The sequence below is a fragment of the Aestuarium zhoushanense genome, assembly GCF_056431045.1.
Genome location: NZ_JBWKMA010000008.1, coordinates 21,243 through 28,140 on the forward strand (window position 1 = coordinate 21,243; position 6,898 = coordinate 28,140).

Sequence of the window (6,898 nt, forward strand, 5' to 3'; positions counted from 1 at the left end):
CCCGAGCGCATCGGGCAGCCCGGGATGTCCGAGGCGCTCCAGGGGTCGCCGTATGGTCCCGGAGGCGCGTTCGGGTCAGTCCTCCGAGGCGTAGTATCCTGAGCGCCTGACATGGCGGACCATGCGCTCGCGCAGGTCGTCTTCCATCAGCCCCGCCGGGAGACGGCTCAGGCGTTCCAGCATCTCCGAGCGGTCGCGCTCCGAGGCGAACGGGACCCGTTCCATCCTGCCCTCCACCTCCGCCTGTAGCCCGTCCTCCGCATCCCAGATGCCAGCCGACAGGCGCGCGTTCCAGGAGCTGCCATCGGCAGCCAGCACCGTCACGACGCCGCCGGCCGTCACCAGTTGCACGTCGATCATCCGTCTACCTCTTCGAAGTCCGCATCCTCCGCATCGTCGGGCATGACCAGGCGCGGCCGCTTCGGCGGCGGGCCGGTCTCGACGGCCACGTTGGTCTGGACCGCGACGTTGGTCACGCTGGCACCCTCGGCCTGGGTCAGGCTACGCCGCCCCTGGGTCAGGGCGGCGAAGCCCAGCGTGCTCACCATGACGGGGATCGGCTCCAGGTCTTCGTCCAGCAAGAGCTCGCCGTCCGCGCCTCTCCGATAGACCACGTTGCCCTGGGGGTCGCGCTTGGGTTCCCAGTCGTGTTCGATGTGGCTCTCGATGTGGGCGTCTATACCGGCCACGAGCTGGTGGCGCCGATGGTCCAGCGCGACCTGCCAGTCTCGGGCGAACCGCTCGTCCCGCCACTTGAGCTGGTAGGCCCAGTAGCGGGTGACGCCGATGGTGCGCGCCGCCTCCGTCACGTTGCCGGTCGTCGCCAGCGTCTCCAGGAAGATCGCCCGGTGCTCCTCCGGCACCTCGTTGGGCATCAGCTTCTTCGCGGTCGCCCCGCCGCCCTGTTCCATCGTCTGCCTCCGATACGGTGCCCGGTCCTGTGCTCGCGCGCTGGCGCCCTGGGCGTGATCTTGTTCCCGCTGCCATTCTCCCTCTTGGCCGTCCGAACCGACGATCAGAGGGGCAGCCCTTCACTTGCAGGTTGCCGCGTCGCAGGTCCCAGCAGAACCATCGTTGGCGTATAAGGGAGTGAAGGGCTGACAGGTCGAGGGGCGCCATGCGGGTGTGAAGGCTGGGCGCGCCCTGACGGGAAATTCAGCGAGGGGCAATACACCTAAGTGTCTTCAATACATCAAGGGAAGCGGCTTGGTGACTTGCGTTTTACACATCTAAATCATGCGCTTAGATCAAAAAAGACACCTAGGCACCTAAGACACGTAGCTCTAAGTCATATACGGACGCCCCGCACCGAAACCACGCCGTGCACCGAAATGCCCGAGGGGGCAAAGCGCGTACGATCAATTTCTATATAACTACTACTTCTAGGTGTCTTGGGGTATTATTCTGCATAAGATCATGAACTAAAAAGAAAAACGCCAAGACCCCATGGCAAGACGTGTAGCAAGACACGTCTGTCCCTGGTGTCTTGGCCCTTCTGCCTCAGTTGAGGAGGTCGAAGTCCTCCTTGGTTTCGATGCCCTGCATATCCATCCAGGCGCGCGTCCTGTCAGCCGCCCCCGCCTCCTTCCATTTGTCGTGATCCTGGACGGACCAGAGCATGACTGCGGGCAGGCTCGGATTGGTCTGCCGGGTATGGCGCACGCAGCCGGCGGCCTGGAGCGCGAGCGTCAGGGCGGACTTATGCGGTCGGAACGAAGCAGGAAGCGCCGCCCATGCGTCCTCGAAGCGGAACAGGTCGTGCCGCAGCGGGCCGGTCCTTGAGGCCATCCACTCTGCGACTGTGCTTTCCACCTCGTTCATCGAGGCTTCCCGCATCTCCGCCTTCGCGGTCGTCATGGGCGCGCGGCCCTTCGGGTTCAGTCCGGGCACGTGCCTTTCGAGCCGATGCTTCCAGGCGGCGGGACCGTCCTTGCTCTCGATGAACGACCACAGCCTCTCGTAGTAGGAGGCCTCGCGAGGTTCCGCGGGTGAGAAAATCACCAGCCACCGCCTGTCCCCTTCCTCAAGCCGCATGGCGTTCTTGTGGTTGGTGAAGCACATCATGTTGAGGTGGTTGGGGATCGAGTAGAGCGGCGCCCCCTTGTCTTCGATGCGCAGGGTCTCGTTGGTGATGACGGGCTTCAGCTTGTTTGCCAGCTCAAGGCGGCCGTTCGTCATCAGCTCCTCAACGATGGCCAGGGACGCGCCCTCCTGCCACTTGGTCCACCTCTCGCGGAGCTCGTCAGGGCTGGGTTCGGCCACGTTGGCGGCGCCGATGATCCGTTTCAGCAGGACGCCGAGCGCCGTCTTGCCCGTGCCCTGCTGCCCCTGGATGAGCGGGGAGAACATCACCTTCACCTCCGGACGGCAGCAGACGAAGTGCATGAAGTCCAGAACGTACCCCCGTTCGACCGGATCGGGAAAGAGGTATTCCAGGTGCTCCTCCATGACGGAGACGTCGCCCTCCCTGGACGCCACGCCAGACGGTCGCCACAGGTTGTAGGTCGATTTCCCCAGAACCTCCTTGGCTGCGGGAACGTAGGCCATGGCCTCGAAACGCCTGACCGGGGTCTTCCCCTTATACACCCGCGACACAAGGTTGTGCTCCGGTTCCAGGCTGGCGTAGAGCGAGTTCCACTGTTCAGGCTTGAACTGCTTGAGGTCCTTGCGACGGACGAAGCGCATCGCATCCGCCACGAAGACCCATTCGGCCATGTGGTCCTTGGGCGATTTCGAAGCGATTTCGGCTGCACCGTCTTGAAGATCGTCGTCGAAGTCCTCCGCAGGATCGACCACGAGGCCGGGTATCACATCCTCGCGCCCTGTGTCGCGCAGCAGCTTGAGGAGGGTCCTGTGCGTCACGCCGTCCGCCTTGTCCGCGTGCAGGCTGTCCCAGCGCCGCCCGATGATCCAGGCGTCGTCCGCGTATCTCGGATCACGGGTGGACCACTCCACAAACTCCGTCCGGCCTTCGCCTGCGGTGGCGTGGTGACAGGCCTGCATGAGCTGGAACCAGTCGCCCTGGTCGCCGAAGTCCTCCGGGTCCAGGGCGTCCAGCATGGCGGCCAGTTCCTCGGGATCGTATGCCCCGGCCTCAGTCGGGGCCCCCGCGGAGCGCACGGGGCGGCGCGCGACCGCGAGCAGGGCTTCGGGCGCTTCGGGCAGACCCAGCCACATATCTTCGGGGTCCGCCTCCCACACCCCCTCCAGCCGCAGCCAGGCGTACTGGCTGCCATTGGGATGGATCGATCCGGGCGCGACGACCTGGCGCCCGCGGGTCTTGAACTCCACGCCGGGAAAGGCGTTTACGCTGTCCAGCACCGAGATTTCGGCCGGCTTCGCGACGTAGATGTGCAGGCCGCCGCTGCCCGTCCTGACCGCGGGCCACTTGGTCGGGTCCACCCCCGTCGAAAGGATCAGTTCGGCCAGCGCGTTCGGCTCGACGCCGCCGCTCGGATCGTTGCGGGGATCGTAGTCGATCACGAGATGACCGGCCGCCAGGCGCACGCCGACGTTGGTCCCGTCCTTCGCCGCTTCGGCCATGACCCGATCCGCGCTATACGGGCGGCGCGTCCAGTCCGTGTCCCTCGGCCGTTTGCCGTCCTGCTGCTTTCGGCCCTTCTTGTCCCGGCTGGTCCGGTCCCAGCGGTGGAGCGGCATGAGGTCGAAGCCCGCCTCCGAGAGCGGGCGCATCTGTGCTGTGTCGATGGAGGCCATATCAAGCCCCCTTCCGGCGCTGTAGCCACGCCGTGCACTCTGCGCGGGAGTAGAGCACGGTCCAGCCGCGGCGTTCGAACGCCGGCCCGCGGTCGATGCCCTTGCCCCTGAGCTGGCGGTACTGGTCCATCGTGGCGACGGTCAGGCCACAGAACTCCGCCGCCTCCCGCCTGTCGAGCCAGTCCTTCGTCTTCACTGGTTCTTCCGCCCTGACGGGCGCGCTATTCTCTTTCATGTTCGGTCCTCGTTTTCTTTCCTAGCTTCATCGTCCGGGCGCTGGGCCGAGCGATCAGTTTGCTGACTGTCCTTCGACGCGGCGGCCCAAACCGCCGCGTCGATACTTCTCCAGAATGTCGAGTTCGCTTTTCGCGGGTGACCAACAGAGCGAGCGTGGTCGCAAGTGCTGGCGGACGCTTCGCCGGTTCGTCGCCGCGACCCGCCGGGCTATCCTGAGGACAGGTCAGAGCGCCCGCCTCCAGGCTCGGTAATGGTGCTCGGGACCCGATCCCCCGTCGCTGGTTGCGGATCAGGGCCGACCGCCATGTCCCGGCGGTCGGCCCGTCTTTCCTTTCCGCCCAAACGAACTGGTCAGTGCCCGGTCTCCATTCCGGCGAGTCGGCGCGCGTATGCGACAGCCTCGGCCCCTAGGTGGTCGAAGCTGATCCTGTTGCCGTTCTTCAGCAGTTCGTCCGCAGTCGTGTAGATGTCGCGGGATCGATCGTAGAAGAGGCCGTAGGAGCCGCTGAGGACCGCGTCCACCAGCCAGTGGTTCTGCCCACCGTCCAGTTCTACGTCGCGGGATGCCTCGTGCACGGCGTCGATCAGCGCGCTCTGTGCTGCCGCCTTGGTCGTCGCGTCTGCGCTCATGAGCCGGAACTCTGCTGCCTGGAGCAGGAAGTACCAGGCCAGCCAGTCACGATAAGGCCAAGTTTCGGGCCTGCCGCCCGGATGTTGGAGGGAGGTCTTCATCGTGCCACCTCCCCGCGCGCGAAGGCGTCGAGGTCGTCGCGATGGTAGCGGACGAGCCGACCGCCCACGAGCTTGTACTCCGGCCCCTTGCCCTGGCAGCGCCAGACGGCGAGCGTCTTTGGGCTCATGGACAGGTACGAGGCCGCATCCCCGGTGTCGAGCCAGGGAGAGGTGAAGGTGCGCGCCTCCGCGGGCGCCGCGCTGGTTGTCGTCATTAGACAGTCCTTTACTGGTCCCGCACCTCGGCGCGGGGTTGGGAATGTGCCAGCGAATTGGACTGTCTGCCTGCGGGCCCCTGACGGCACTATGAGGTGGGGACCGAGGTCGTGCTATTTAAGCTAGTCTGCACCTGTTTGAGCTTATCCGGGCGAGGCGCGGGGGCGATACCAACATTTGACGCCCCCGCGCATTTCGTGGCTTGACTAGGCTGCCAGCGCCCCGATGCCAGCCTTCGCCAGCACTAGGTCCTCGTATGCCTGGGCGTGAGGCCGAAGGCTCTCGACGAGCATCTGCGGGTGGACGTAGCCCCCTGACGCGCCGGGAAGCCGCTGGCCGAGGAGCAGCGCCGACTCCGCATATCCGACGCCCGCCGCGATCATCATCGAACGGGCGACGTGTCGCAGTCTGTGGGGCGAAGGCACGCCGCTTCGCTTGGGCTCCTCGATGTGGCCGCTCGCGCTGGTGGGGCTGGGCCATACCCATTCGGAAGAGAGCGCCAAGTCCTCGGCCAGCCTGTCCGCCAGCATCTTCGTCAGCCATCGGCCGGTCGGGAACATCAGCGAGCCGCCGGTCTTCATGTGGGTGAAGGTCAGGATGCCCCGCGCCGGATCGAAGTCGGCGCGCCTGGCGTTCAGCAGCGAGGACCGACGCGCGCCCGTCAGGAGGAACGCCCGTTGCAGGTCCCGCATGACCGGCGAGAGCGTCTCGGTGTGGGACCAGAAGCCCGGAAGGTCCAGCTCGTCCACCTGGCGCTTCGGCGTGGTCGGCAGGCGCAGCGCCTCGACTGGATTGGCCTGGATGCTCTCGTCCATCCGCATCGCCGTGTTGATGGCGGCGCGGACGGTCCGCATGACCGACGCGGCAGTGGTGCGCCCGTGCCTGCGTTCCAGCGTCTCGAAGAGCTCACGGCAGTCGGCCCGCGAAATGTCGGCCACGGCCCGCTTCCTGAGCCGGGCGAGGTAGTGATCCAGATGGTAGGTGTATCCCTTCACCGTAGCAGGCGAGAGGTCGCGCTCGTCCATGTGGGCGCCGAGCGCCTTCTCCAGGCTGATGCCGGTCTCCTCGGGTCGCGCCGTTGGGTCCACTCCCGACTGGATCGTGGACATGATCGCCTTCGCCCTGCGTCGGGCCTCCGCCAAGCCGATGCGGTCCGTCCTGTCGATCTTCACCCGCACCGTTCGGACGTGGCGCCCGTTTCGGCGCACGTCACCCTGGCAGGCGTAGCTCTTCGTCGTCTTGTGGCAGATCACCATGAGCCCCTTCACCTCGGTGTCCCTGTGGATGCCACTACCCAGCGGCAGCTCCCTGATCCTGGCCTCGGTCAGCTTCATCACGGCCATTCCGTTTTCCTCCTTGGATGAGTACCGTTCCGAGCACCGTCCGGGCACAGTCGCAGACTGGCCTCGATAGGTGCCGATAGGTTCATTGTGTCGAGAAAACACAGGGCCGCGGACCACGATTAGGCTGGATAAGCCTCAATAAATCAGTGTCTTACGAGCTGTTAATCAATTGGTCGTAGGTTCGATCCCTACCGCCGGAGCCAAACTTTCCAAATAATCAAGACTACTAGAACAAACCCATCGGGTTTGCTCTGCGTTCTTTTCATCTGTCGGGGCAGGGCGCCGAACGGGCGACTCGTTGCGTCGAGCGTGTCACCGCGTTGACGATTCCAAGGGGTGAGTCTCCCAGATTTGCTGCGACTGCATCGTCTGCATCACCCTCAAAGGGCGAAAAGTGATGGGGGTAGGAGCCATTTTCGGATATTCACGGCGCATTTTTGAGTAGTCTGGAACGTGAAACACCTTGTTTTGTTGGCTGATGCAGAAATTTTACATTTTTCGTCATTTCGCTCTTGCGGGTAGTTTGAGATAACCTTAGAACCCCCTTCACCGGCGGCGCTGAGGCGCGGTTGGGGCGGACGGAACGGTCGGAAGGCTGGGAAGTTTGGAAAAAATTAGAGGTATTTCGGGCGAGGCGCGCCGTTCAAGTTAGG

Annotated in this window: 7 protein-coding genes; all 7 read right to left on the bottom strand. The window is 64.6% G+C overall.

Going from position 1 to position 6,898, the window contains the following annotated elements; all coding sequences use genetic code 11:
• Nucleotides 1-75: 75 nt before the first annotated feature.
• The gene (locus tag AC07ED_RS04475) at nt 76-360 is read right to left on the bottom strand and encodes a hypothetical protein (protein ID WP_105235204.1); all 285 of its coding nucleotides are present in this window, start codon (nt 358-360) and stop codon (nt 76-78) included.
• On the bottom strand, nt 357-911 hold the full coding sequence (locus AC07ED_RS04480; RefSeq protein ID WP_105235203.1) for a hypothetical protein: 555 nt from the start codon (nt 909-911) through the stop codon (nt 357-359). Before AC07ED_RS04480 ends, AC07ED_RS04475 begins: the two co-directional genes overlap by 4 nt.
• Before the next feature lie 589 nt (nt 912-1,500).
• Entirely contained in the window at nt 1,501-3,717 is a 2,217-nt protein-coding gene (locus AC07ED_RS04485; RefSeq protein WP_105235202.1) for a bifunctional DNA primase/polymerase, read from the bottom strand.
• A gap of 1 nt (nt 3,718) precedes the next feature.
• A complete protein-coding gene (locus AC07ED_RS04490) occupies nt 3,719-3,952 on the bottom strand; it encodes a hypothetical protein (protein ID WP_105235201.1) in 234 nt (77 codons plus the stop codon).
• A 353-nt stretch (nt 3,953-4,305) separates the two neighbouring features.
• Nucleotides 4,306-4,686, bottom strand: coding sequence for a hypothetical protein (locus AC07ED_RS04495; protein WP_105235200.1), 381 nt, complete (start codon nt 4,684-4,686; stop codon nt 4,306-4,308).
• A complete protein-coding gene (locus AC07ED_RS04500; protein ID WP_105235199.1) occupies nt 4,683-4,901 on the bottom strand; it encodes a helix-turn-helix domain-containing protein in 219 nt (72 codons plus the stop codon). Before AC07ED_RS04500 ends, AC07ED_RS04495 begins: the two co-directional genes overlap by 4 nt.
• Before the next feature lie 207 nt (nt 4,902-5,108).
• Complete coding sequence (locus AC07ED_RS04505) at nt 5,109-6,245, bottom strand: tyrosine-type recombinase/integrase (RefSeq protein WP_105235198.1); 1,137 nt, start codon at nt 6,243-6,245, stop codon at nt 5,109-5,111.
• Nucleotides 6,246-6,898: the final 653 nt, after the last annotated feature.

Coding starts and splice junctions, on each gene's coding strand:
- AC07ED_RS04475 (WP_105235204.1), bottom strand. CDS start 360: ATGATCGACGTGCAACTGGTGACGGCCGGCGGCGTCGTGACGGTGCTG.
- AC07ED_RS04480 (WP_105235203.1), bottom strand. CDS start 911: ATGGAACAGGGCGGCGGGGCGACCGCGAAGAAGCTGATGCCCAACGAG.
- AC07ED_RS04485 (WP_105235202.1), bottom strand. CDS start 3,717: ATGGCCTCCATCGACACAGCACAGATGCGCCCGCTCTCGGAGGCGGGC.
- AC07ED_RS04490 (WP_105235201.1), bottom strand. CDS start 3,952: ATGAAAGAGAATAGCGCGCCCGTCAGGGCGGAAGAACCAGTGAAGACG.
- AC07ED_RS04495 (WP_105235200.1), bottom strand. CDS start 4,686: ATGAAGACCTCCCTCCAACATCCGGGCGGCAGGCCCGAAACTTGGCCT.
- AC07ED_RS04500 (WP_105235199.1), bottom strand. CDS start 4,901: ATGACGACAACCAGCGCGGCGCCCGCGGAGGCGCGCACCTTCACCTCT.
- AC07ED_RS04505 (WP_105235198.1), bottom strand. CDS start 6,245: ATGGCCGTGATGAAGCTGACCGAGGCCAGGATCAGGGAGCTGCCGCTG.